19 protein-coding genes and 1 riboswitch are annotated in these 23430 nt (G+C 67.3%); of the genes, 11 read left to right on the plus strand and 8 right to left on the minus strand.

From position 1 onward, the window contains the following. Positions 1-72 precede the first annotated feature (72 nt). The 3 genes from smc to ftsY all read left to right on the plus strand — a co-directional run bounded on the left by smc (position 73) and on the right by ftsY (position 5681). On the plus strand, positions 73-3642 hold the full coding sequence (smc, locus tag ACYU98_RS01720) for a chromosome segregation protein SMC (protein ID WP_460466449.1): 3570 nt from the start codon (positions 73-75) through the stop codon (positions 3640-3642). 251 nt (positions 3643-3893) lie between these two features. Further along, positions 3894-4109 carry a hypothetical protein gene (locus tag ACYU98_RS01725; RefSeq protein WP_460466450.1) on the plus strand — a complete coding sequence of 72 codons (216 nt, stop codon included), beginning with the start codon at positions 3894-3896 and terminating at the stop codon, positions 4107-4109. A gap of 90 nt (positions 4110-4199) precedes the next feature. Then, positions 4200-5681: a signal recognition particle-docking protein FtsY gene (ftsY, locus tag ACYU98_RS01730; RefSeq protein ID WP_460466451.1), complete on the plus strand. Its 1482-nt coding sequence runs from the start codon at positions 4200-4202 to the stop codon at positions 5679-5681. 51 nt (positions 5682-5732) lie between these two features. Here the strand turns inward: ftsY and ACYU98_RS01735 are convergent, their stop codons facing one another. Beyond that, positions 5733-6632 (minus strand): oxygenase MpaB family protein, encoded by a 900-nt coding sequence (locus tag ACYU98_RS01735; protein ID WP_460466452.1) that lies wholly within the window; start codon positions 6630-6632, stop codon positions 5733-5735. Between the two features lie 115 nt (positions 6633-6747). Between ACYU98_RS01735 and ACYU98_RS01740 the strand changes: the two genes are divergently transcribed. The 3 genes from ACYU98_RS01740 (at position 6748) to ACYU98_RS01750 (ending at position 10916) form a co-directional block, all read left to right on the plus strand. Beyond that, on the plus strand, positions 6748-8145 hold the full coding sequence (locus tag ACYU98_RS01740; RefSeq protein WP_460466453.1) for an ammonium transporter: 1398 nt from the start codon (positions 6748-6750) through the stop codon (positions 8143-8145). Beyond that, positions 8142-8480, plus strand: coding sequence for a P-II family nitrogen regulator (locus ACYU98_RS01745; RefSeq protein ID WP_460466454.1), 339 nt, complete (start codon positions 8142-8144; stop codon positions 8478-8480). Before ACYU98_RS01740 ends, ACYU98_RS01745 begins: the two co-directional genes overlap by 4 nt. An 81-nt stretch (positions 8481-8561) precedes the next feature. Then, the gene (locus ACYU98_RS01750; protein ID WP_460466455.1) at positions 8562-10916 is read left to right on the plus strand and encodes a [protein-PII] uridylyltransferase; all 2355 of its coding nucleotides are present in this window, start codon (positions 8562-8564) and stop codon (positions 10914-10916) included. A 43-nt stretch (positions 10917-10959) separates the two neighbouring features. Here ACYU98_RS01750 and ACYU98_RS01755 read toward each other — a convergent pair whose 3' ends face one another. From ACYU98_RS01755 to ACYU98_RS01765, 3 genes are read right to left on the minus strand one after another with little or no spacing between them, the layout of a single operon-like run. Next, positions 10960-11664, minus strand: a complete 705-nt coding sequence (locus ACYU98_RS01755; RefSeq protein WP_460466456.1) for a (2Fe-2S)-binding protein — start codon at positions 11662-11664, stop codon at positions 10960-10962. Beyond that, the gene (locus tag ACYU98_RS01760; RefSeq protein ID WP_460466457.1) at positions 11661-12530 is read right to left on the minus strand and encodes a CbtA family protein; all 870 of its coding nucleotides are present in this window, start codon (positions 12528-12530) and stop codon (positions 11661-11663) included. The genes ACYU98_RS01755 and ACYU98_RS01760 overlap by 4 nt, the downstream gene beginning before the upstream one ends. 24 nt (positions 12531-12554) lie before the next feature. After that, complete coding sequence (locus ACYU98_RS01765) at positions 12555-12779, minus strand: CbtB domain-containing protein (protein WP_460466458.1); 225 nt, start codon at positions 12777-12779, stop codon at positions 12555-12557. Between the two features lie 4 nt (positions 12780-12783). Next, a riboswitch (adenosylcobalamin (AdoCbl) riboswitch) is annotated at positions 12784-12931 on the minus strand. 97 nt (positions 12932-13028) lie between these two features. Between ACYU98_RS01765 and ffh the strand changes: the two genes are divergently transcribed. The 3 genes from ffh to ACYU98_RS01780 are packed head-to-tail and all read left to right on the plus strand — an operon-like array spanning position 13029 to position 16136. Next, positions 13029-14645, plus strand: a complete 1617-nt coding sequence (gene ffh, locus ACYU98_RS01770) for a signal recognition particle protein (protein WP_460466459.1) — start codon at positions 13029-13031, stop codon at positions 14643-14645. 46 nt (positions 14646-14691) lie between these two features. Continuing rightward, positions 14692-15486, plus strand: a complete 795-nt coding sequence (locus ACYU98_RS01775) for an alpha/beta fold hydrolase (RefSeq protein WP_460466460.1) — start codon at positions 14692-14694, stop codon at positions 15484-15486. Between the two features lie 2 nt (positions 15487-15488). Continuing rightward, positions 15489-16136: a hypothetical protein gene (locus tag ACYU98_RS01780; protein WP_460466461.1), complete on the plus strand. Its 648-nt coding sequence runs from the start codon at positions 15489-15491 to the stop codon at positions 16134-16136. A 4-nt stretch (positions 16137-16140) separates the two neighbouring features. Here the strand turns inward: ACYU98_RS01780 and ACYU98_RS01785 are convergent, their stop codons facing one another. Together ACYU98_RS01785 and ACYU98_RS01790 are read right to left on the minus strand one after the other, a co-directional pair. After that, positions 16141-17046 carry a hypothetical protein gene (locus ACYU98_RS01785; RefSeq protein WP_460466462.1) on the minus strand — a complete coding sequence of 302 codons (906 nt, stop codon included), beginning with the start codon at positions 17044-17046 and terminating at the stop codon, positions 16141-16143. Positions 17047-17114: 68 nt separating this feature from the next. Further along, on the minus strand, positions 17115-17627 hold the full coding sequence (locus ACYU98_RS01790) for a SigE family RNA polymerase sigma factor (RefSeq protein ID WP_460466463.1): 513 nt from the start codon (positions 17625-17627) through the stop codon (positions 17115-17117). A gap of 101 nt (positions 17628-17728) precedes the next feature. On the opposite strand from ACYU98_RS01790, the gene ACYU98_RS01795 reads away from it, so the two are divergent. Both ACYU98_RS01795 and ACYU98_RS01800 read left to right on the plus strand, forming a co-directional pair. Further along, positions 17729-18808: an amidohydrolase family protein gene (locus ACYU98_RS01795; RefSeq protein WP_460466464.1), complete on the plus strand. Its 1080-nt coding sequence runs from the start codon at positions 17729-17731 to the stop codon at positions 18806-18808. A gap of 47 nt (positions 18809-18855) precedes the next feature. Further along, positions 18856-20022: a GNAT family N-acetyltransferase gene (locus tag ACYU98_RS01800; protein ID WP_460466465.1), complete on the plus strand. Its 1167-nt coding sequence runs from the start codon at positions 18856-18858 to the stop codon at positions 20020-20022. A gap of 113 nt (positions 20023-20135) precedes the next feature. On the opposite strand, the gene aceB is transcribed toward ACYU98_RS01800, so the two are convergent. Then, positions 20136-21827 (minus strand): malate synthase A, encoded by a 1692-nt coding sequence (aceB, locus tag ACYU98_RS01805; RefSeq protein ID WP_460466466.1) that lies wholly within the window; start codon positions 21825-21827, stop codon positions 20136-20138. Positions 21828-21973: 146 nt separating this feature from the next. Then, positions 21974-23254, minus strand: a complete 1281-nt coding sequence (aceA, locus tag ACYU98_RS01810) for an isocitrate lyase (protein WP_460466467.1) — start codon at positions 23252-23254, stop codon at positions 21974-21976. Positions 23255-23430 lie beyond the last annotated feature (176 nt).

Consider the following 23430-nt stretch of genomic DNA (forward strand, 5'->3'; position numbering starts at 1 on the left):
ATCAGCTCCGAACTGGCGCGCCACGCCGCTAGAGTGACCTGCACCTGACCACCGCCGGAGGAACCGTCACTCGTGTACGTCAAGAGTCTCACCCTGAAGGGCTTCAAGTCCTTCGCCTCGGCGACCACGATGAAGCTCGAGCCCGGCATCACCTGCATCGTGGGTCCGAACGGCTCCGGCAAGTCCAATGTCGTTGACGCGCTCGCGTGGGTGATGGGCGAGCAGGGCGCCAAGAGTCTGCGCGGCGGCAAGATGGAGGACGTCATCTTCGCCGGCACCCCCAGCCGCCCGCCGCTGGGCCGCGCGGAGGTCTCACTGACGATCGACAACTCCGACGGTGCGCTGCCGATCGACTACACCGAGGTCACGATCACCCGCACCATGTTCAAGGGCGGCGGGTCCGAATACGCGATCAACGGCACCGGTTGCCGGTTGCTGGACGTACAAGAACTGTTGTCCGACAGCGGAATTGGTCGCGAGATGCACGTCATCGTCGGCCAGGGACAGCTTGACGCGGTGTTGCGCGCGACACCGGAGGAGCGGCGCGGGTTCATCGAGGAAGCCGCCGGGGTTCTCAAGCACCGCAAGCGCAAGGAACGTGCGCTGCGCAAGCTCGAGCAGATGGAAGGCAACCTGCATCGGGTCGGCGACCTGACCGCGGAGATCCGCCGACAGCTCGGACCGCTCGGCCGGCAGGCCGAGACCGCCCGCAAAGCCGCCACGATCCAGGCGGAGGTGCGTGACTCCCGGTTGCGCCTGCTGGCCGATGATCTGGTGCAGCTGACCACCACCCTCGAGCAGGAAGTCGCCGACGAAACGGCACTGATCGAGCAGCAACGTCGGGTGCAGGCGCGCCTTGACCACGCCAAGGCGGCCCTGACCGAACTAGAGACCCAGGCTCAGGAGGCTGCTCCGCTGCAGTCGCTGGTCCAGGACCAGTGGTTCGCGTTGTCCTCCCTCAAGGAGCGCGTCGAGGCGACGGCTGGCCTGGCGGCCGAACGCGTACGGCTGCTGGCCGACGATGAAGCCCACGACGCCTCAACCTCCGGGCGGGATCCCGAACAGCTGAAGGTGCAGGCCGCCCGCCTGCGGGACGAACTCACCCAGCTGAACACTCAGATCGAGCAAGCTGAGCGCACGTTGGCGCAGTCGATGGAGCGTCGCGAGGGCTTGGAGAACGCCCACACCGCGGAGCAGCAGCGGTTGACCCGGCTGGCGCGGGCCGCAGCGGATCGACGCGAGGGCCTCGCCAAGCTCGAAGGCCAGGTGGGCGCCCGCCGCAGTCGGATCGAAGCGGGCGAGTCCGAACTCGGTCGAATGGCCGCGACCGCGCAGGAGGTCGCCGCCCGCGTTGCCGCGATCGAGAAGGACCACACCGAGCTCGAATCGACGATCGCCCAGGACGAGGAAGGCGAGGAAGGTCTCGACGCCGCCTACGACCAGGCGGAAGCGAAGATCGACGCCGCCCGCGCCGCGTTGCAGACCGCTAAGGACGACCTCGCCGCCGCGGAAACCGACCGCACCACCGCTCAAGCGCGCGTTGAAGCCCTCGAGATGAGCCTGCGCCGCAAGGACGGCGCGGCGCACCTGCTCGGCCAAGCCGAGCGTGACGGCGTACGCGGGTCGTTGACCGAATTGCTCACCGTCCAGAGCGGTTGCGAAGCGGCGATCGCCGCGGCCCTTGGATGGGCTGCGGATGCCGTGGTCGTCGACGACCTCCACGTGGGGTCCTCCGCGTTGGCGACGCTGCGCTCCGATGACGCCGGCCGAGCGACGCTGCTCGTGGCCGGTGGCGGCGCCCCTCGCGAGGTGACAGTCTCGTTGCCGACCGGGGCCCGGTGGGCAGCCGAGGTGGTCTCGGCCGATGCCGGTCTCCTGCGCTCAGTCAACGCGCTTTTGGTCGGCGTTGTGCTGGTGGAAAGTGACTCTGCCGCAACCGAACTGGTCGCGGCTCACGATGAGCTCGTCGCGGTGACGCCGAACGGTGACGTCTTTGCGTCGGGGTGGGTGCGCGGCGGCTCGACGGCTGCGCCAAGCCTCTTGGAGATCCAGGCCGCGGTCGACGAGAGCCGGGCCGTCGTGCAGGACGCAACGGGTAGGGGCGAGCGAGCGCAGTTCGCGGTCGAGCAGGCGAAAGCGCAGGTCGCTGAATACCAAAGCGTGCTCGACGCAGCATTGGAACGGTTGAACGCCTCCGACGCTCGGATGGCGTCAGTGGGGGAGCAGCTGAGCCGGCTCGGTCAGGGCCTGCGCAATGCGCGGGCCGAGCAGGAACGCCTGGTGAAAGCGCGCGGCAGTGTCGAGGCGAATCTGGCCGCTACCCGCGCTGAACTGGCCGACCTGGAGCAGCGCCTCACCAGCGCCCAGGAAGCCCCGAGCCAGGAGGAGCCGACCACTGACGAGCGCGACCGGCTCGCCGCGGAGGCCGCGGCCGCGCGTTCGCAGGAGACCGACGTACGCCTCAGCTTGCGGACTAAACAAGAGCAGGCGCGGTCACTCTCTGGTCGAGCCGATTCGCTCGACGCGGCTGCCCGCAGCGAGTTGGAAGCGCGCGAGAAGGCCCGCGTACGCCGGGAGCGTCGGGCCACCGAAGCCCGCACTGCGAGCGCCGTGCAGGCGGCGGCGACCGAGTTGTCGGCCCACGTCGTCGAGGCCCTGCAGATCGCCACGCAACGTCGCGCCGACACCGATCGAGCGCGCGCCGAACGCGACCAGGAACTGGCCCGACAGCGCAAAGACGTCACCGCAATCACCGACGAACTACGCGATCTGACCGACACGGTGCACCGCGACGAGGTCGCTCGGGCCCAGCAGCGACTGCGGATCGAGGCGCTGCAGACGCGCGCGATCGAGGAGTTGGGGATCTCGCCGGAGGCGCTCGCCGAGGAGTTCGGGCCGCACCAGTTGATTCCACACATCCCAGGGCCGGACGACGACCCGGAGGCTCTGCCGGAGCCGGCGCCGTTCGAGCGCGGCGTGCAGGAGAAGCGCCTGAAGTCGGCCGAGCGCAAGCTGAACCAACTTGGCCGGGTGAACCCGTTGGCGTTGGAAGAGTTTGCGGCGATGGAGGAACGTCACAAGTTCCTCGTCGAGCAACTGGAGGACCTGCGCAGCAGCAAGCGGGACCTGCTCGAGATCGTCGCCGAGGTGGATCAGCGGGTAGAGGAAGCCTTCGCCAGCGCATTTGAGGACACCGCTCGCGAGTTCGAGGGTGTGTTCTCCCGGCTGTTCCCCGGCGGTGAGGGCCGGCTGATCCTCACCGACCCCGACAACATGCTGACCACCGGCCTCGAGGTCGAGGCGCGCCCGCCGGGCAAGAAGATCAAGCGGTTGTCGCTGCTGTCGGGTGGCGAACGCTCGTTGGTCGCGGTCGCGCTGTTGGTGGCGATTTTCAAGGCGCGGCCGAGCCCGTTCTACATCATGGACGAGGTCGAGGCGGCGCTCGACGACGCGAACCTGGGTCGACTGATCACCCTCTTCGAGGAGCTGCGCGGATCAAGCCAGCTGATTGTCATCACTCACCAGAAGCGCACCATGGAGGTTGCCGACGCGTTGTACGGCGTTTCCATGCGCGGTGACGGTGTCACCACGGTCGTGTCGCAGCGGATGAAGGACATCGTGCCGGAGGCCGAGGCCGGCTGAGTGTCGGTCAGGCTGGTTTGTCGCCGGGCCGCCGGCGAGCGGCCAACCACTGTTCGCGGGTCAGGTCGAACAGTTCAAGCGGTTCGTCGTAATAGCGGCTGTTGAGGCCCCGATGAGTCGTCGACAGACGCCCTGCGACGCGAGGCCCCACGGGTCCGCAACTGTGCGGAAGGTCCGAGTTCACCGAGATTTCGCTCTCAATACCGCGTTTCGGTTTGGGTAGTCAAGCCCTCAGGGGCGAGAATGACGACATGCTCTGGCTCATTCTCGCTCTCGTCGTGTGTGTTGCGCTCGCTTCTGCGGTGCTCGGGATGGTCGCCGTCCCGGCGCGCCGCCAGGGCCGCCCGCTGCTCACCGAGCGCGGTGAGCGCGTCGTGAACTCCGTCTCGGAGACGACCGACAAGGTCTCCCAGCGTGCCGGCTCTGTGGTCGGCAGCGTCAAGCGCGAGCGCGCCGACGCCTCCTGACCTGCAGCGGCGCTGCCCAGCAGCTGCGGCCGCCTGACTCCGCCCGGACGGGACCGACGTGTTGTCGGTCCCGTTTGCCATGATGGGGTCGTGGATACGCTCTGGGAGATTTTGGTAGCGCTGACCGTCATCCTGCTTGCAGGCCTCGGTTTCATCGTCGCGTTCGTTCGCGGCAGGGGCGGGAAGTCGAAGGATCTTCCGCAGACCGCACCACCGCCCGTGGCCGCGAAGGACGCCCCAACCCGCACCAAGAACACCTATCAAGCCGGTGCGGGCATGAAGATCGACACCAGCAAGGGTGCCGCGCCGGCGCCCGCGAAGCCGGTCAAGCCGGGTGTCGACGACAAGGCCACCGCGCCAGGCAGCAGCGCCCCAACGACTCCGGCGGTGCCAGCTGATCGAGCGACTACGACTGGGCCTACGGCTCCGCCCGCAGCGCAGCCCACGGAAGAACGCCCGGCAACGCCTTCGGCACCCACCGCTGAGACCGCCGCGCCGACGTTGCGTGAGCGCCCTGCCACACCCGCGCCGCCGGAAGAGCTCGCGACCGAGCCTTCGACTGCAGACACGACTGCGCCGCCCACTGTGCCAGCGACGGAGCCCGGCGCGGAGGCATCGACCGAGACCACCGAGACCACAGAACGTCCCGAATCAGCCCGGGGCCGGATGACCCGATTGCGCTCGCGGCTGGCAGCCTCGAACAACGCGATGGGCAAGGGCCTGCTCGGCATCCTGTCCGCCGGCACTCTCGACGACGCCGTCTGGGAGGAAGTCGAGGACACCCTGTTGGGCGCCGACCTCGGCGTTGATGCCACGACCGAACTGGTCGACAATCTCAAGAAGCGCGTCCAGGTCGAGGGGTCGGCCAGCCCGGATCAGCTTGAGGACTGGCTCCACACCGAATTGCTCACCCTCGTCAATCCCGACATGGACCGGCGGATCGCTGCCAGCCGCCAAGGTGACCGGCCCGCGGTCGTCATGGTGGTGGGCGTCAACGGCACCGGCAAGACCACCACGGTCGGCAAGCTCGCGCGGGTGCTGGTGGCTGAGGACAAAGAGGTGCTGCTCGGCGCCGCCGACACCTTCCGCGCCGCTGCCGCCGACCAGCTCGAGACCTGGGGCGCTCGGGTCGGGGTCGCCACCGTGCGCTCCGACAAGGATGGCGCCGACCCGGCTGCTGTCGCGTTCGACGCCGTGAAGGCTGGAAACGAAGAGGAGGTCGACGTCGTGATCATCGACACCGCCGGCCGCCTGCACAACAAGGTCGGCCTGATGGACGAACTGGCCAAGGTCAAGCGGGTCATCGAGAAGCGCAGCCCGATCGACGAGTGCCTGCTGGTTCTCGACGCGACCACCGGTCAGAACGGCATGCGACAGGCCGAGGTCTTCGCCCAGGCCGTGAACATCACCGGCGTGGTGCTCACCAAGCTCGACGGCACCGCCAAGGGCGGCATCGTGGTGTTGGTTCAGCGCGAACTGGGTGTTCCGGTCAAGTTGGTCGGCCTTGGTGAAGGCCCTGACGATCTGGCCCCGTTTGATCCGAAGGCGTTCGTCGACGCCGTGCTGAGCTGATCTGCCGCGACTACGCCGAGCACCATCCGGTCGCGGGCAGCACTGCTGGTTTCAGCGCGCCCCGCGTTCGGCGTACGGTCGTCGGTCTGCCTGCACGCTCGGATCCGACAGCATCCACGCCATCGCCCGAACCCCCGACTGTCCCGCCCGGGTCGCGGCATTGATGAGTAAGGGCGACCAATTGATGCCGAGCATCTGGCGGGCGTACGGCGGCAGGGTCGCCACCGCGCCGACGAACAGGCTGCGGTAGCCGACCATGCCCGCGCGGTCGAGATCGCTGGGGGAGCGCAGGAAGTCCACGACGTCGCGGGCGTCCGGTCCACCGCGCAGATCAGGGCGAAACGCGGCGAGCGTCCGCCCCAACCCGGCGACCGTACGAGGCGGATCGGGAACACCGATCCCGCTGCCCGCCTCGCCGGCCTGCGCGACGTAGACATCAGCCTCGGCCGGCGTGAGCGGTGTGCCTGAGAAGCGCTGGTATCCATCCAGGAAGCTGTCGATCTCGGCGCAGTGGACCCAAGTCAGCAGGTCCGGATCGCTGGCCCGATAGGCGCGGCCGTCAACCTCTCCGCCAATCCGGCGGTGCACGCCTCGTACGCGCGCCATCAGGCGATCGGCTTCGGCGGTGGGGCCATAGGTCGTCATCGAGATGAACCCGCTGATTTGGCGCAGGCGACCCCAGGGGTCCTCGCGGTAGCTCGAGTTCTGGGTCACGCCGGCCATCGCAACCGGGTGGAGCGCCTGCAGCATCAGCGCCCGCAGCCCCGCCAGAAACATCGAGCCGTGGGCATGAACCCGCCACACCGGATCAGCCGCGGTGAATCGGCGCGCTCCGGGGCTGCCCCAGATGGCCTGGGCGTGGCTGCTCGGGTCGCCGCTGGCCAGTCGATCACGCAACGTGTCGGCCGCGCGCCGACGGGCGGCAGATTCCAAAGCGCGGGCGGGATTCACCGTTTCATCGTCGCACCGACGTGAAACCGAGTGTTCACAAGGGCGTCCGGTTTGTCACACGACCGAAACACAAGGCCGAGTCGACGGAAACGCCGCACTGTGAATGTTTGCGGTCATGAACACTCTTGCAACCCTCTCGGCCGACGCGCCGATCCCGTTGGACACGGGCAACACCGCATGGATGTTGGTGTCGGCGTCACTTGTCCTGTTCATGACGATCCCCGGTCTCGCGCTGTTCTACGGCGGCTTGAACCGAGCCAAGGGCGTCCTGAACATGATGATGATGTCCTACGGCGCTTTCGGGGTCATCGGCATCTTGTACGTCCTCTACGGCTACTCGATGTCCTTCGGCTCCCACGACATGGGCGGCCTGTTCGCCGGTCCGTTCGAGTTCTTCGGCCTCAAGGGCATGCTGCCTGGTGAGCCAGGAGCCACGACGATCATGGGCGCGGGCATTCCGACGCTGGTGTTCGCCGGGTTCCAGTTCACCTTCGCGGCCATCACGGTGGCCCTGATCAGCGGGGCCATCTCCGACCGCGTGAAGTTCAGCACCTGGTTGGTTTTCTCTGGGCTGTGGGTCACCCTGGCCTACTTCCCGCTGGCCCACATGGTCTGGGGCGGTGGCCTGCTCAGCGGTTCCAGCTCGGGCATCGCGGGCAAGTTGTTCGGGATGACCGGGAACCTTGCCACCGTCGCACCGATCGACTTCGCCGGTGGCACCGTGGTCCACATCAACGCCGGTATGGCTGGTCTGGTTCTCGCCCTGGTGATCGGCAAGCGGGTTGGTTTCGGTAAGCAGCCGATGCGCCCGCACAACGTCACACTGGTCATGCTCGGTTCGGGCATCCTGTGGTTCGGCTGGTACGGCTTCAACTCCGGTTCCGCTCTCGGCGCCAATGAGTCCGCGGCGCTGGTCTGGGTCAACACGACCGTTGCCACCTGCGCGGCGATGATCGGGTGGTTGGTTGTCGAACGCTTCCGGGAAGGTCACATGACCTCCGTCGGCGCGGCCTCAGGAATCGTGGCCGGCCTGGTTGCGATCACCCCGGCGTGTGGCAACGTCACCCCGCTTGGCGCGATTGGCGTCGGCGCTGTCGCCGGTGTCCTATCGGCCTTCGCGATCGGTCTGAAATACAAGTTCGGCTTCGACGACTCGCTCGATGTGGTCGGCGTCCACCTGGTCGCCGGGTTCTGGGGCACGATCTCCCTGGGCGTCTTCGCCCGCGGCACCGGTCTGACCTACGGCGGCTGGAAGCAGTTGATCGTTCAGTTGGTGATTGCGACGGCGGCTCTGGCCTACACCGCGATCGTCACCGCGATCATTGCCCTGGGGTTGAAGGCGACCATGGGCTGGCGGATCAGCGAGGACGATGAGGTTGCTGGCATCGACACCACCGAACATGCGGAGTCGGCCTACGACTTCGGTGGCTTCGGCGGCGGCCAGCGCATCGGCCAGAACCGTCCCGAGGGTGCATCCCGTCACGCGAGCAAGGAAGCAGAGGTCACGGCATGAAGCTCGTCACCGCCATCATCAAGCCGTTCAAGCTGGACGAAGTCAAGGAGGCCCTGGAGGCCTACGGCATTGCCGGCATGACGATCAGCGAGTCCAGCGGTTACGGCCGCCAGCGCGGACACAGCGAGGTCTACCGCGGCGCTGAATACAACGTCGACTTCGTGCCGAAGGTGCGTCTGGAGATCATCGTCGAGGCCGATGACGCCGCGAGTGTCGCAAACGTCATCGTCAAGGCGGCCCAGACCGGCCGGATCGGCGACGGCAAGGTGTGGATCATGCCGGTCGACGACGTCATTCGGGTTCGCACAGGGGAGCGCGGCGCAACCGCGCTCTGATCCGACAGGTGAGCGGTGGCCGGGGCTGGAAGCAGCGCCGGCCACCACCCACGTCATCGAAACGCGCAAGGAGCTGACCTCATGTCGACCGATCACGCGGCGCAGCGACTCGACCTCGCCGGCACTCGAGAGTTCGCCCTGACCGACTCTGGGCCCCATCGGCGGGCGCGACTGAGGTCGTACGCGATGGGTGTGCTCGGCGAGTTGTGGACCGAGGCGATCGCCCCGCTCGGTCGCCGAGCCGACGATGGAATCGCGTTGGCGGCGGTCGGCAGCCTCGGCCGCGGCGACGCCGGTCCGTTGAGTGACTTCGACCTGATTCTGCTCCATGACGGCCGCACGAACTCCGCCGCTGACATCGCCCGGGTCGCGGACGCGATCTGGTATCCGTTGTGGGACAGCGGAATTCGTCTGGACCACAGCGTACGAACGCTGGGGGAGTGCCGCCGGGTCGCCTCCGCCGACCTGAGCGCCACGGTGGGCATGCTCGACATCGAACCGGTTGCCGGCGACGCAGTTCTGGTCGCGGGTGTCCGCAACGGGATCGCCCACGATTGGCGCTCCAACGCCCGGCAGCGGCTGCCGGAACTGGTCGACTCCCTGCGCGCACGCCATGAACGCAACGGCGACCTGAGCACCTCCCTGGAGCCGGATTTGAAGGAAGCGCGCGGCGGCCTGCGCGACATGGCCGTGTTGCGCGCGGTGACCGCAGCCTGGCTGGCCGATCGGCCACATGGGGACGTCGACACCGCGTACGCCCGGCTGCTAGATGTGCGCGATGCCTTGCATGTCGCGACGGGGCGAGGTCGCGAACGACTGAACCTGGAGGATCAGGACGCCGTCACGGCGCTGCTTGGTCTGCCCGACGGCGACGCCTTGCTGACCGACGTGGTGCAGGCCGGTCGCCGGATCAGCCACGCCCTGGACGGCACCCTGCGGCGTGCAACGCAGAGCCAGCGGGCCCGTACGCCCCGGATTGGGCCCCGACGGCCCGTGCTCAGCCCGCTCGGTTTCGGGTTGTACGAACACGACGGCGAGGTGGTGCTCGGCCCCAACGTGACCCCGACAGAGTCGGATCACCTGCTGCTCCTACGCGCCGCGCGCGTGGCAGCGCGATCGGGAATCCCGTTGTCCCCCAGCACGATCAACAACCTCACCCGCACCCTGCGCCCGCTGCACGGGCAGTGGCCCGAGGTGTTGCGGGACGCCTTCCTCGACCTTCTCGCGACCGGCCCGGGTCTGGTGGGCGTGTGGGAATCCCTCGATCTGGCCGGCGTGGTCGAGCAATGGATCCCCGAGTGGCGCGCTGTTCGCAGTCGCCCGCAGCGCAACGGGGTCCACCGGTTCACCGTCGACCGGCACCTCGTTGAGACCGTCGTGCAGGCCTACGACCACCGCGGCGACGTCGCTCGCCCAGACCTGTTGTTACTGGTCGCGTTGTTGCACGACATCGGCAAGATTGCCGGAGTGATGGACCACGCGGTCGAGGGTGCGCCGGTCGCGGCCACCATTGCGCGGCGGATGGGGATGGCGCCGCAAGACGTCGATGTGGTGGAGCGGTTGGTCCGCGAACACCTCACGCTGGTGGAGTTGGCCACCCGTCGCGACCCCACCGACCCGGGAACGGTCGCTGCGCTGTTGCAGGCGGTGGACGGTCGGAACGACTTGCTGGAACAACTGGCGGCGCTCACCGAGGCCGACGCGATCGCCGCCGGGCCGAAGGCGTGGACCCCGTGGCGCTCGAATCTGGTCGCCGAGCTGGTCGACCGCGCGCGGACCGCGTTGCGAGACGGGGAGGTGCTGCCGGCTCCCGAGCCGGTTGCCGAGGACAACGCGCTGGTCGAAGCGGTCACCGCGTCGGTGCTCGGTGGGGCCTCGTTCGTCCAGATCACCGCCACGGCCGGTGGCGCGGAAGTGGTGCTCGGCGACCGGGACCGGCTCGGGCTGTTCGCCGACAGTGCCGGGCTGCTGGCCAGCTTCGGGTTGCTCGTTCGGTCGGCCCGGTTGCACACGGTCGGTGGCATCGCCGTCGATGTCTGGACCATTGAGGCGCCCCATGGCGACCTGCCGCGGGAGGAGGAACTGGCGCGCGCCCTGCACCGCCTTGCCGGCGGGGACCGTACGCCGTTGCGGGCGTTGGAGCTGCGCCGCCGAGTCCTGCAGCCGATCGGGTCGCCACCACCGCGCGCGACGATCGTGCATGGCGCCTCGGCTGATGCCACCGTGATCGAGGTCCGCAGTCCGGACCGGCCGGGCTTGTTGCGCGACATCGGCCTGGCGATCGGGCGCGAGGGACTCACGGTGCGCTCGGCGCACGTCGCGACCTATGCCGGCCAGACCCTCGACACGTTCTATGTCATCCGAGACAGCGGCGAGCCAGTGCACCCACACGAGGCGGCCGGGTTGATCGGCGCCGTGATCGACGCCTGCCACTAACTACCCCCGTAGTAAAGGATTCTGGTCGTTATTACGACCACTCTCAGCGGTCGTGCAGGACGCAATCGCCGCAAATGGCGGCTGCCGGACCGTCGGCGACGCGATAGATCAGGCAGCAGCTTCGACGGCGGAAATCGGCGCTGCCGACCGCGCCCGTGGAAGTGTCGCCCGGCAGCGCCGCGATCAGCAGTTCGGCCCGGACCCGCAGTGGTTCCGCGAGGTCGGCTCGGGTCGCCCGGATCGCCGCGACCGTCCCGTTGATTGCGGAGGCGGTGTTTCCCCAGAGCACCTTTGGCGAACCGCCGAGGGCCTGCGCGAGTGGGTGGAGCAAACCGTTGACCACGCGCGCCGCCCATTCCTGGGCATCTTCGACAGCAGGGACCGCGGCAAGATCGCGCACCCCGAGCGGGAAGCCGCTGTGGGGTGTGGGCTGCCACCACAGATCGGCAGGCACCGGAACGACCGGGGAGTCAACCGTGCTGAGCGCAAGGAATGGCGAGATTATCCGGGCCACCAGACCGAGGTGCACGACGGACGCCGCGACTTGCGGCTCGACCTGCTCGACCGGCCGCCCCGCACCCGTGGCGAGCAGGGCGCGGACGACCTCGACCCGCTCGTGGATGGCAGCCGGGTCGTGCAAGAAGTCGGTGAACGCCACCCACGGTGCCCGGGGCGGGTCGCGCAGGTCCTCCAGCGCAAAGAACGGCCCCCACGCGCTCAGTGCACCGGGACCGCTCTGAGCGATCACGCCGGTGACACGCCGTCGCGCGCCGGCGTCGAGAGAGTACGGGTGGTGCCGGCTCCTGCCAACGCTCGCTCAGCCATCGGTGCGAACAGCAGGCCGATAGCGCCCCAGAGAATCCCTTGCGCCACGACTGAATTGAGCCGGAACGACGCAAGCACGTCCGCCGGGAACCCGGGATAGACGATGGTGCCGCTCGAATCGCGCAGTGGCAGAGGCGTTTCGGTCGCGTGGTGACCGTAATGGGCAACGTTCGCCGCCAGTTCGCCGTACGACGGCAGGATCGCCATCACGACGCCGACCGTCACCGCGTAGGCGAGGCCACCTACCACGACCGAGCTCCACGGGCCGAGCCGCCGGCGCAACCAATGACCGAGCAGGACTGCTCCGACCATGAGGAGCGCAGCCACCAAGACCATCAACAGGTAGAGGTTCGACCGCGTACGGATGGTGTCTGCGTGACCGATCGCCGGCGGATTCGCCGGATATTTCATGAAGGGCACGAGGTAGAGGGCCACAAACCCGGCAGCCGCCACCAGCAGCGACAGGCCGCGGGCGCGTACGCCGCCGAACCGGCCGAGGCAGATCGTGTAGGTCACGGCGAAGATGACGCCCATGGCCAGGCCGAACGCGATCATGCCGACGCCGATGCCCAGGTTGGCCTGGAGCGTACGGCTGAACACGTCGTGTTCGTGGGCCGCGGTCGGAACACCTGCCGCCTTATCCAAGAGGTGTTGGGCAGCGTGCCGGCCCTCTTCGTAGTTGATGGCGGCGGTGATCTGTGGCTCCGCGAAGATCCGAGCGAAGGCAAAGGCGAGCAGCCCCGCGAGGGCGCCGGAGAGAGCGCCGCGCAGGATCAGTGCGCGTTCCATATCGAGTTATCCGTCCGGCTCGGGTCAGTGGCAGGGGAAGCCGAGGAAATGCCGGGAGTCGTGGACGAACTCGTGGATGTGGGTGTCGCTGCCGAACACCGAGTAGGCGCCCTGGTCGACACCGACGAAGTAGTAGATGGCGAGGGCGAAGACGGCTGCGCCGACGAGCCAGAGGAAGGCGCGCGCCTCGGTGGTGACGACGGGAGTCGCGGCTGCCTGGGTAGGCGCGGACGTGGGCATGGTGGTCATAAGGAACCTTTCGGCGGGGGATCTCGCGTCCCCGTGGGCAGAAACAAGCGTCGGGACGAGTTCCTGACTGGGGGACCGAAATCCCCTTCACAGTGGCGCGACCGTGTCGGATTTTCACCGACTTCCTCGCGTCCGACGCACCGGCAGTCAACCATGGATGAGCTGCTGAGGCGAGGGTGCGCGGCCCCGGACGGTGAAGACTGTCGCGGCTCGGTCAGTCGATTGGTCCGGACCGTTTACCCTTGTGCGGTGTTCACCAGTCTTTCCGACCGTCTCACCGGCACGTTCAAGAACCTGCGCGGCAAGGGACGTCTGACCGAGTCCGACATCAACGCGACCATCCGGGACATCCGGTTGGCGCTGATTGACGCCGACGTCGCAACCCCGGTCGTCCGTGAGTTCACCGGACGTGTCCGCGAGCGTGCCACCGGCGCCGAGGTCAGTGCTGCCCTGAACCCGGGCCAGCAGGTCGTCAAGATCGTCAACGAGGAACTGGTCAACATCCTCGGCGGTGAGACCCGCCGGCTGAACCTGGCCAAGACCGGACCGACCGTCATCATGCTCGCCGGCCTGCAGGGTTCGGGAAAGACGACCTTCGCCGGCAAGTTGGCCCGCCACCTGCGCGACCAGGGCCACTTCCCGTTGCTGGTCGCCGCCGACCTGCAGCGTCCGAACGCGGTCACTCAGCTTGAGGTCGTCGCCGAGCGCGCCGGAGTGCCCTGCTTCGCGCCGGAGCGCGGCAACACCGGTGGCCACGACGTCACCACGGAGTCCGGTGAAGGAACGCGCAGTTTCGGCGACCCGGTGTGGGTGGCCCGCGCCGGCATCGGACAAGCGAAGGTTCGCCAGTACGACGTCGTGATCGTCGACACCGCCGGCCGCCTCGCGGTCGACGAGGATCTGATGCAGCAGGCGCGCGATATCCGTGACGCGATTGAGCCCAACGAGGTGCTCTTCGTCATTGACGCGATGATCGGGCAGGCCGCTATCGAGACCGCCTTGGCTTTCAGCAAGGGCGTCGACTTCACCGGGGTGGTGCTCTCCAAGCTCGACGGTGATGCCCGCGGTGGTGCGGCGCTCTCGGTGGCCACGGTCACCGGCAAGCCGATCCTGTTCTCCTCGCTGGGCGAGGGTGTCAAAGACATCGAGGTCTTCCACCCCGACCGCATGGCCTCGCGCATCCTCGACATGGGTGACGTCCTCACCCTCATCGAGCAGGCCGAGCGAGCGTTCGACCGCGATCAAGCGGCCGCCATGGCCAAGAAGTTCATGGACGAGGAGGACTTCACCTTCGACGACTTCCTGCAGCAGATGCAGGCCGTCAAGAAGATGGGCAACCTCAAGTCGATCCTGGGCATGATGCCCGGGATGGCTCAGATGCGCGACCAGCTCAACGCCCTGGACGAGAAGGAGTTCGACCGGGTCGAGGCGATGGTGCGCTCGATGACCCCGTTCGAGCGCACTCACCCCAAGGCGATCAACGGTTCGCGCCGGGCGCGCGTTGCCCGCGGTTCCGGGGTCACCGTCTCCGAGGTCAACCAGTTGCTCGAACGCTTCGGTCAGGCGCAGAAGATGATGCGCCAGCTGCGGCGCGGCGGTGGCGCGGGCATTCCGGGGATGCCCGGAATGCCGGGCATGGGCAATGGCCCGGGCAAGCGCGGCAAGCAGCAGGTGAAGAAGAAGGGCAAGTCGGGCAACCCGGCCAAGCGGGCGGAGCAAGAGGCTGCAGCCTCCCAGCGCGAGACCGAGGCCCGCGACAAGGCATTTGGCAGTGCGTTCGGTGGGCAAGAAGAGCCTGACATGAGCAACCTGAAGCTGCCCAAGGGCTTTGAAAAGTTCCTCGGGCCGGACGCGAAGAAGGACTGAGCGGCCCCGCGCGGCAACAAATTCCAGGAACAGTACGCTCCGAGGCATGGATTCGCTGCACGTCACAACGATCGGCGAGAGCGGTCCGCGCATCGCTTTCCTGCACGGCCTGTTCGGTCAGGGCAGGAACTGGACCCGGATCGCTAAGGAACTGTCGAGCGAGTTCAGCTGCACGATGGTCGACCTGCCGAATCACGGGCAGTCGCCTTGGACCGAGTCGCTCTCATATATCGAGATGGCGAAAACCGTTGCGGCGCAGCTCCGTTCGATTTCGACGGAGCCCTGGATAGTGCTCGGCCACTCCATGGGTGGCAAGACGGCGATGCTGTTGGCCCTCCTCGAGCCCGAGCTGGTCAGGGCGCTGATCGTCGTCGACATCTCGCCGGTTGACTACCACGGGCTGACCTCGTTCAAGGACTATGTCACCGGGATGCTGGCGATGCCGCTGGACCAGGTCCACACCCGCGCCGATGCCGACGAATTCGCGAAAGAGTGGGTCGACGACCCGAGCGTTCGATCGTTCCTGCTGCAGAACCTGCGGCGCGCCGGCGAGGGATGGCGGTGGGCGGCCAACCTGAACCTGATCGCGAAGTCCCTTGACCAGCTCGGCGGCTGGCCCGGCAACGAACTGCCGCCGGGAGCGACGTACGGCGGTCCGGTTCTGTGGATCGTCGGTGGTGCATCGTCCTATGTGAAACCGAAGTACGCCGAGACCATGCGCGAACTCTTTCCACACACCAGACTGGTCACGCTGAAAGGGTCCGGTCATTGGCCGCACTCCCAGCTGCCGGAGGTGTTCTTAAGCACGATTCGGCCGTTCGTACGTGCGGTGAAGGAGTGACGATGCTCGATCAAGAAAAGCTCGCACAGCTGTGGGACTTCGGTGACCCGGAGCAGTCCCTGCGCCGGCTGAGCGCGGCCCGCGATGCGACCACTGATGCCTCCGAACGCGCCGAGCTCACCACCCAGGTGGCTCGGGCCCTGGGACTGATGGAGCGTTACGCCGACGCCCGGGCGGAGCTGGCGACGGTCACCGATGGCGCTGCAGTGGTGCTCACCCGCGTCGCATTGGAAGAGGGACGGATCGCGAACAGCAGCGGCGACCGCGTATTGGCTGTCCCTCTGTTCCATCAGGCTCGCGCCAATGCCCAGCAGGCCGGGCTGACCTTCCTGGAGGTCGACGCCCTGCACATGCTCGCTATCGCCGACCGCAACCATGCCGAGGACTGGGCCGAGCAGGGGATCGGGCTCGCCGAGAACGGCGATCTGCTGACCCAGCGTTGGTTGATCTCGCTGCACAACAACCTCGGCTGGGACCACTTCGACGCCCAAGAGTTCGACGTCGCACGCCAGCATTTCGAGCAGGCCGAACAGTGGGCCGAACGGGTCGGCACTCCCAACCAGCGCGAGATCGCGCGCGAGGCGTTGGCAGAGTGCGACGCGGCCGCCCAGGGAGCCGGCCGTGCCGCGTCGTCCTGGGATGACGAGTGATCGCCTAGCCGTAGGCGATCAACGGTTTGCCGGTTGAACCAGCGACTCGCACTCCGAAAGCGACCTTCCACGACGTGCTCGGAATGGCCATCTCTTGGGTTTGGACCCCGGTCGCCAGCGTGGTGATGCGGCCGGTCTGGTCTGCGGGGATCAGGATCGCCGTACACCCGGGGGTGGGGGATGAGCCGGCCACCTCGCCGATGATGCAGTCGATCGTCGCGCCGGTCGCCGGCAGGCCGCTGACCTCGTACGGCGACGAGGTCGCGACGCTGCGATCGGCGGTCCCGCTCCAGACCTGCTGGGTTTTGGGAGACACCACGACCTCCGTGCCCGCGAAACGCACGCCGCTGACCCCGCCGCCGTAGCCGACGTACGAACCGTCGGCGCGGCGATAGCCCACGACGGTCGGCGTGGCTCCTGTCGAGCGGATGGTCTGCGTCAGGACCGCGGTGCTGCCGTCGGGGAGCACCACGGGCAACGGGCCGGGCGGCACCGTGGACCCCACACGGGGCGAGGTACCGGCACCAAACACGAAAGTCGCGTCGGCGTCGGGTGGTGCAACGACCGCCAGGACACTGTTGGGTCCGTCCTCGGCCTGCCAGCCGCCGTTGAAGGTCTGCCGGACCCCGAGGGAGCGCAGGCTGCTGCCCTCCTGCTTGGCGATCAGCAGTGCGCTGCTCGGCTGCCGGCTCACGACGTAGCCACCCACGGCGCCGTTGTGGTCGCTGGGCAACGCTTGGAAAAGCGCGCCGTAGTGATGGGTGCTCGAGTGCGCCGGGCGCGGCTCGGCGGAGATCCGATGCATTTGTGTCGCTCCAACGGCTACAGCCACGACCGCCGCCGCGGCGACCAGCCCGGCGGACACGCGACGACGGCGCGACGTACGGTGAATCTGTTCTGCACGATCCATCACAGCGGAGGCTGAGATTGACATCTTCGGTGCCTCTGCATTGTGCAGGGGCGGGAGCAATTCGGTGTTCATGAGGTCATCCCCAATGCTGCGTAGCGGGTGCGTAGTGTGGTGAGCCCTTTGTGCGCGGTGCTCTTGACCGTGCCCACACTGATGCCGAGAACATCGGCGACCTGCTGCTCGGACAAGTCGTCGTAGTGGCGCAGGACGACCACCTGGCGTTCGCGCGGCGGAAGGCCCGACAGCAGTCGGATCAGCAGATCGCGGTCCTCGACGGCGGTCGGGGTTGGTGAGGCCCGGTCGGGAGTCTCGGCGGTGAGCACCTCGCGCCTGCGGCGGTGCCATCCGTCATTGACCAGGTTGACCACGATGCGCCTGCTGTAGGCCAACGGCTGGCCACTGGCAATGCGCTCCCACTTCGGGAACAGGCGGGCGAGCGCCTCCTGAACGATCTCCTCGGCGGCATGTGGGTCGCCGGTCATCAGCCAGGCGGTGCGCAGCAATGCAGGGGAGCTCGCGCCGACGAACGACTCGAAGTCGTCGCGGATCGCGGTGCGCTCGCCGATGGTCACGGTGTTCATGTTCCTTCAACAGGGCAGCCGCCGAGAAGGTTGGATGCTCGCTACGGTGAATCCATGAGTCATCGTACGAGCCCGGGCCGATGCTTCCCCGGAGTAGCAGCATGAGTGACGCGCTGCACCTCACCGGTCCGATTCTGGTCAGCGAGACCGAGACCCGCGGCGAACTCTGGGTGGTCGACGGACGCGTCACCTTTACCCGGCCCGCGGTGGGCAGCGTCGACACGGTGCGCGGCTACGTGATGCCGGGGCTGGTCGATGCGCACTGTCACGTCGGTCTCGAAGCCACCGGTGGGGTTGGCCCCGAACGGGCTGAGGAACACGCGCTCGCCGACCGGGCCGCCGGCGCGCTGTTGCTGCGCGATGCCGGCTCGCCGCTGGACACCCACTGGATCGACGAACGCGACGACCTGCCGCGGATCATTCGCGCAGGCCGCCACATCGCTCGTACGAAGCGCTACATCCGCAACTTCGCCCACGAGATCGAGCCGGAGGATCTGGTTGCCTACGTTCGCCAGGAGGCTCGGCGCGGCGACGGTTGGGTGAAGCTGGTCGGTGACTGGATCGATCGCGACCGCGGAGATCTCGCGCCCTGCTGGCCGCGCGAGGCCTTGAAGGCGGCGATCGATGCGGCCCACGAGGAGGGGGCTCGGGTCACCGCGCACTGCTTCGGCGAGGAGTCGCTGCTCGACTTCGCCGCCGCCGGCACCGACTGCATCGAGCACGCGAGTGGCCTCACCACCGAGTCGATCGATCTCTTTGCGGCTCAGCGGATCTCGATCGTTCCGACGCTGGTCAACATCGAGAACTTCCCGAAATTCGCGGATGCCGGCGAAGACAAGTTCCCCGGCTACGCGGCACACATGCGCGATCTCTACGCCCGCCGCTTCGAGACGGTCGCGGCCGCTCACGAGGCGGGTGTGGCGATCTTCGTCGGAACCGACGCCGGCGGCCAACTGCCCCACGGTCTGGTCGCGCAGGAGGTAGCCGAACTCGTACGCGCGGGGATGAGCAACCTCGAGGCCCTCAGCGCCGCGAGTTGGGGCGCTCGCGCCTGGCTCGGTCGCCCGGGGATCGAGGAGGGACAAAGCGCCGACCTGGTGGTCTACACCGAGGACCCGCGCGACGACGTACGCGTTTTGGCGGCGCCAGCCCACGTCATCCTGCGTGGACACATCGTCTGAACTTCGCCCCCGCTGACCGCTCGATCGGCGATGCGAAGATGTCCACCATGCCCTCCGAACCCGCGCCCCTGCACGCCGCCGGTCGGCGGGTCCGCGTCGCCACACCGACGGTCGACGACATCGAGCCCTACCGCCGAGCGGTCGAGGCGTCGCGGGACCGGGTCGGCGTGTGGAACCCGGTCAATCCGGGCGACCTGATCGGCCTCATCGGACGCCAGGACGACCACTTCCGCACCTTCCTGATCCGCGCGTATGACGCGGTGGGCAACCACGACGTCGTCGGCAAGGTCAACGTTTTTAACATCGTCCAGGGCCGGTTCTGGTCCGGCACGATGGGCTACGACTCCTACGACCCGTACGCCGGCGCGGGGCTCTTCGCCGAGGGCATGCGGCTGATCATCGACCTGTGTTTCCAGCCCCGTCCGTACGGTCTGGGCCTGCATCGCCTCGAAGCGAATGTGCAGCCGCGCAACACAACGTCCGCCGGGCTGCTGCGCTCGCTCGGATTCCGCCGCGAGCGCCACGTGAAGCGGATGCTGTTCCTTGACGGCGGTGGCGAGCCGGAGAGCTGGCGCGACCACGAGTCGTTCGCGCTCACCGCCGACGAACGACCAATCGCATACGGCCCGAACGGGTTTCCCCGTGTGGTGGTGCTGGTCAACGGGCTGCCCGGAAGCGGGAAGAGCTCGATCGCCGGGCGGATCGCTGGTGAGCTCGGGGTGCCTGTTTGGTCGAAGGATGCGGTCAAAGAGACGTTGTACGACTCGGTGGATGACAGCCTGCGCGCGGCGTTCACCTCGACCGGTCCGGGCGCGTCAATCGGTCGGGGAGCGAGCCAGTTGCTCTGGCGACTGCTGGCTGATTCGCCGACCGGGGGAGTGATCGACAACAACTTCCGGCAATCGGACCTGCCGTTCGTGGTGGCTGGTTTGCGGCGGGCGGGGATCGAGCCCGACCAAGTCCTGCAGGTCTGGTGTGACGTTCCGCCCGCGCTCGCCCGCGATCGATCATTGGCGCGTCGTGCCGGTGGGAAACGACACCCGATCCATGGAAGTGACGATGCCGAGCGTGCGATGTGGGAAGCGCTGACGGATGCAGACACCCGGCCGCTGGCCCTCGGCCAGGTGGCCCCGGTTGACACCTCGACACCGGTGACCGATCAAGTCATCGCGCGGGTCGCGCTCGCGGCGCGAGCGCTCGCCCCCGCGGGCTGATGGCGAAGGGCTGATGGCGAAGGGCTCACAACGAAGGGCTCACAACGAAGGGCTCACAACGAAGGGCTCGGACCGAACCGGTCCGAGCCCTTCGGCGTACAAACTTCGGGAGATCAGGCGGCTCCGGCGTCCGCCGCAGCGTGGACCTGCTCCGACTGACGCAGGTCCTCCTTGCCGAGCGGGCCGCTCATCTGCAGTGGCCGATCGATCAGGTGGCGGACGTAGGCATAGGTCGTGAAGAACCCGGGCAGGTAGTCGCTGAACGCGGTCTCCTCGAGGATCCCGCGCGCCTGCTGGTAGCGCTCGCTGTGGCGGTCGTCGAGGCCGCGCGTCAGCTTGGTCATCTCCTCATCGACCACCCGGTCGAGCAGGTCACGGGTGACCGCGGGGCCTTCGGCGAGGTAGGACTCATGGAACAGCCACTGCCACAGCTGGGCCCGGCTGATCTCCGCCGTTGCGGCATCTTCCATCAGGGTGTCGATCGCGACCGCGCCGCGGCCGCCGATCCACGCCGCGAGGTAGCGCAGCACGACCGAGACGTTGGTCCGAACGCCCTGCAGACTGATCGTCTGCTGCACCCCATCCAGGCTGATCAGGTCGTGGGCAGTGATCTGCGCCGGACGCTGCACGTCGAGTTGGTTGGGACGATCCTCGAGCACGGCGGCGTACGCGGTCTTGCAGATTTCGACCAACGCCGGGTGAGCGACCCACGAGCCGTCGAAACCTTCGGCCGCCTCGCGTTCCTTCTCCGCCCGGACGACGGCCAACGCGCGGTGTTTGCGGTCCTCGTCCTGCAGCGTCGGGTTCACGGCAGCGGGGCCGCCAATCGCGTACGCACCCCGCTTGTGGCAGGTGTTCACCAGCAATTGGGTGTAGGCGCGCATGAACGGCGTGGTCATCGTGATCTTGTCGCGGTCGGGCAACACGAACTCTTCGCCGCGGTGGGCGAAGGTGCGAACGTAGCTGAAGATGTAGTCCCAGCGGCCGGCGTTCAGGCCCGAGCAGTGGTCGCGCAGTTCGTAGAGGATCTCCTCCATCTCGAACGCGGCGGTGATCGTCTCGATCAACACAGTCGCGCGGATGGTGCCCTGGGGAATGCCGAGCAGGTCCTGGGCGAAGACGAAGACGTCGTTCCAGAGGCGGGCTTCGTGGTGGTTCTCGATCTTCGGCAGGTAGAAGTAGGGACCAGCGCCAAGCTCGATGAGCTTGCGGGCGTTGTGGAAGAAGTAGAAACCAAAGTCGACCAGCGACGCCGACATCGGACGCGAGTCGATGCTGATGTGCTTCTCGCAGAGGTGCCAGCCGCGGGGGCGCATGATCAGCGTCGGGCGGTGGTCGCCGACGCTCCAGGTCTCGCCGCCGACGGAGTCATAGGTCAGCTGACCGCGCACCGCATCGAACAGGTTGAGCTGGCCGCCGATGATGTTGCTCCACGTCGGCGCGGTTGCATCCTCCAGGTCGGCGAGCCAAACGCTCGCGCCGGAGTTGAGCGCGTGGACCGCCATGGTGCGGTTCGCGGGGGAGACCAGTTCGCAGCGACGGTCCTGCAGACCGGGTCCGATCGACGCGACTTGCCAGGTCGCGTCATCACGAATCGCGGCGGTCTCGGCCAAAAAGTCCAGGTTCTTGCCGGCGTTCACCTGACGCGCCTGCACCCGGCGGTGCTGCAACAGTTCAGCGCGCCGACCGGCGAACTCACTGTCCAGCTTGGCGACGAATGCCAGGGCTTCCGGGGTGACGATCTCGTCGAAGCGGGGGTGCATGGTGCCGCGCACGGTCGGGATGCCGTGGTTTGTCTCGGACATGGTGTCCTCCTGAATGAAGTCGAAGCCGGCGTTGTCTGCCGTTGTCTGGCCCGCGAACAGATATGTGAGAGAAGGGAACTCGGGCCCCTGTGACCGGAGCCAGGTGATCACAGGAGCCCGAGTGGAAGGTGGCGACCCTCAGGCCGTCAGAACTGCGCTTCCTCGGTCGAGCCGCGCAGCGCCGTGGTGGAGCTGTTCGGGTCGATCGCGGTCGCGACAGCGTCGAAGTAGCTGGCGCCGACCTCACGCTGGTGCTTGGTGGCGGTGTAGCCGCGCGCCTCCGAAGCGAACTCGCGCTCCTGCAACTCGACATAGGCCGACATCTGGTTACGGGCGTAGCCGTGGGCCAGGTCGAACATCGAGTAGTTCAGGCTGTGGAAGCCGGCCAGGGTGATGAACTGGAACTTGAAGCCCATCGCGCCAAGTTCCTTCTGGAACTTGGCGATCGTGGCGTCGTCGAGGTGCTTGCGCCAGTTGAACGACGGGGAGCAGTTGTAGGCCAGCATCTGGTCGGGGAAGTCGGCGTGAACCGCGTCCGCGAACTTCTTGGCCAGCTCCAGGTCCGGGGTGCCGGTCTCCATCCAGATGAGGTCGGAGTAGGGCGCGTAGGCCTTGGCGCGGGCGATGCACGGCTCGATGCCGTTCTTCACCTTGTAGAAGCCCTCGGCGGTGCGCTCGCCGGTGATGAACGGCTTGTCGCGGTCGTCGACGTCGGTCGTGATGAGCGTCGCGGCCTCGGCGTCGGTACGAGCGATGACCACGGACGGCACGTTCGAGACGTCGGCAGCAAGGCGAGCGGCGTTCAGCGTACGGATGTGCTGCTGGGTCGGGATCAGCACCTTGCCACCGAGGTGGCCGCACTTCTTCTCCGACGCGAGCTGGTCTTCCCAGTGCACACCGGCGGCGCCGGAAGCGATCATCGACTTCATCAGCTCGAAGGCGTTCAGCACGCCGCCGAAGCCGGCCTCGGCGTCGGCCACGATCGGGACAACCCACTCGTCAACCGACTTCGAGCCTTCGGAGAACTCGATCTGGTCGGCGCGCATCAGGGCGTTGTTGATCCGGCGCACCACGGCCGGAACGGAGTTCGCCGGGTAGATCGACTGGTCGGGGTAGGTCTGGCCGGAGAGGTTCGCGTCGCCGGCGACCTGCCAACCCGACAGGTAAATGGCCTTGAGGCCGGCCTTGACCTGCTGGACGGCCTGGTTGCCGGTCAGGGCGCCCAGTGCGTTGACGAAGTCTTCGGTGTGCAGCTTGTCCCAGAGCTGTTCGGAGCCACGGCGGGCGAGGGTGAACTCCTCCTGCACACTGCCGCGCAACTTGATGACGTCTTCGGCGGTGTAGGTGCGCTCGACGCCCTTCCAGCGCTCGTTGGTCTCCCAGTCCTTCTTCAGGTTCTCGGCGGTCAACTGCTTGTTGTCGGTCATTGGCTCCCTTTGCCCTTCGATCAGTCGAACTCTTGCTGTGATTCCCATCTTTGACACCGCTGACGCGAAAGTAACCCTGTTCTCGACGTAAAAGTTCGCCGATCTTTCGCTAATATCAACGCATGACGTCTGTTTCAGCTGACCGTCGTCGTCAAGGTGTGAAGAAGCGCAGCACA

The organism is Calidifontibacter terrae (assembly GCF_054778835.1).

What these genes read in the sequence shown, in the direction of transcription:
- aceB (WP_460466466.1), bottom strand. Translation starts at nt 21,827, where the DNA reads ATGTCCGAGACAAACCACGGCATCCCGACCGTGCGCGGCACCATGCAC.
- ACYU98_RS01725 (WP_460466450.1), top strand. Translation starts at nt 3,894, where the DNA reads ATGCTCTGGCTCATTCTCGCTCTCGTCGTGTGTGTTGCGCTCGCTTCT.
- ACYU98_RS01790 (WP_460466463.1), bottom strand. Translation starts at nt 17,627, where the DNA reads ATGAACACCGTGACCATCGGCGAGCGCACCGCGATCCGCGACGACTTC.
- ACYU98_RS01795 (WP_460466464.1), top strand. Translation starts at nt 17,729, where the DNA reads ATGAGTGACGCGCTGCACCTCACCGGTCCGATTCTGGTCAGCGAGACC.
- ACYU98_RS01745 (WP_460466454.1), top strand. Translation starts at nt 8,142, where the DNA reads ATGAAGCTCGTCACCGCCATCATCAAGCCGTTCAAGCTGGACGAAGTC.
- ACYU98_RS01785 (WP_460466462.1), bottom strand. Translation starts at nt 17,046, where the DNA reads ATGGATCGTGCAGAACAGATTCACCGTACGTCGCGCCGTCGTCGCGTG.
- ACYU98_RS01800 (WP_460466465.1), top strand. Translation starts at nt 18,856, where the DNA reads ATGCCCTCCGAACCCGCGCCCCTGCACGCCGCCGGTCGGCGGGTCCGC.
- ACYU98_RS01765 (WP_460466458.1), bottom strand. Translation starts at nt 12,779, where the DNA reads ATGACCACCATGCCCACGTCCGCGCCTACCCAGGCAGCCGCGACTCCC.
- ACYU98_RS01760 (WP_460466457.1), bottom strand. Translation starts at nt 12,530, where the DNA reads ATGGAACGCGCACTGATCCTGCGCGGCGCTCTCTCCGGCGCCCTCGCG.
- ACYU98_RS01740 (WP_460466453.1), top strand. Translation starts at nt 6,748, where the DNA reads ATGAACACTCTTGCAACCCTCTCGGCCGACGCGCCGATCCCGTTGGAC.
- ACYU98_RS01780 (WP_460466461.1), top strand. Translation starts at nt 15,489, where the DNA reads ATGCTCGATCAAGAAAAGCTCGCACAGCTGTGGGACTTCGGTGACCCG.
- ACYU98_RS01750 (WP_460466455.1), top strand. Translation starts at nt 8,562, where the DNA reads ATGTCGACCGATCACGCGGCGCAGCGACTCGACCTCGCCGGCACTCGA.
- ACYU98_RS01775 (WP_460466460.1), top strand. Translation starts at nt 14,692, where the DNA reads ATGGATTCGCTGCACGTCACAACGATCGGCGAGAGCGGTCCGCGCATC.
- aceA (WP_460466467.1), bottom strand. Translation starts at nt 23,254, where the DNA reads ATGACCGACAACAAGCAGTTGACCGCCGAGAACCTGAAGAAGGACTGG.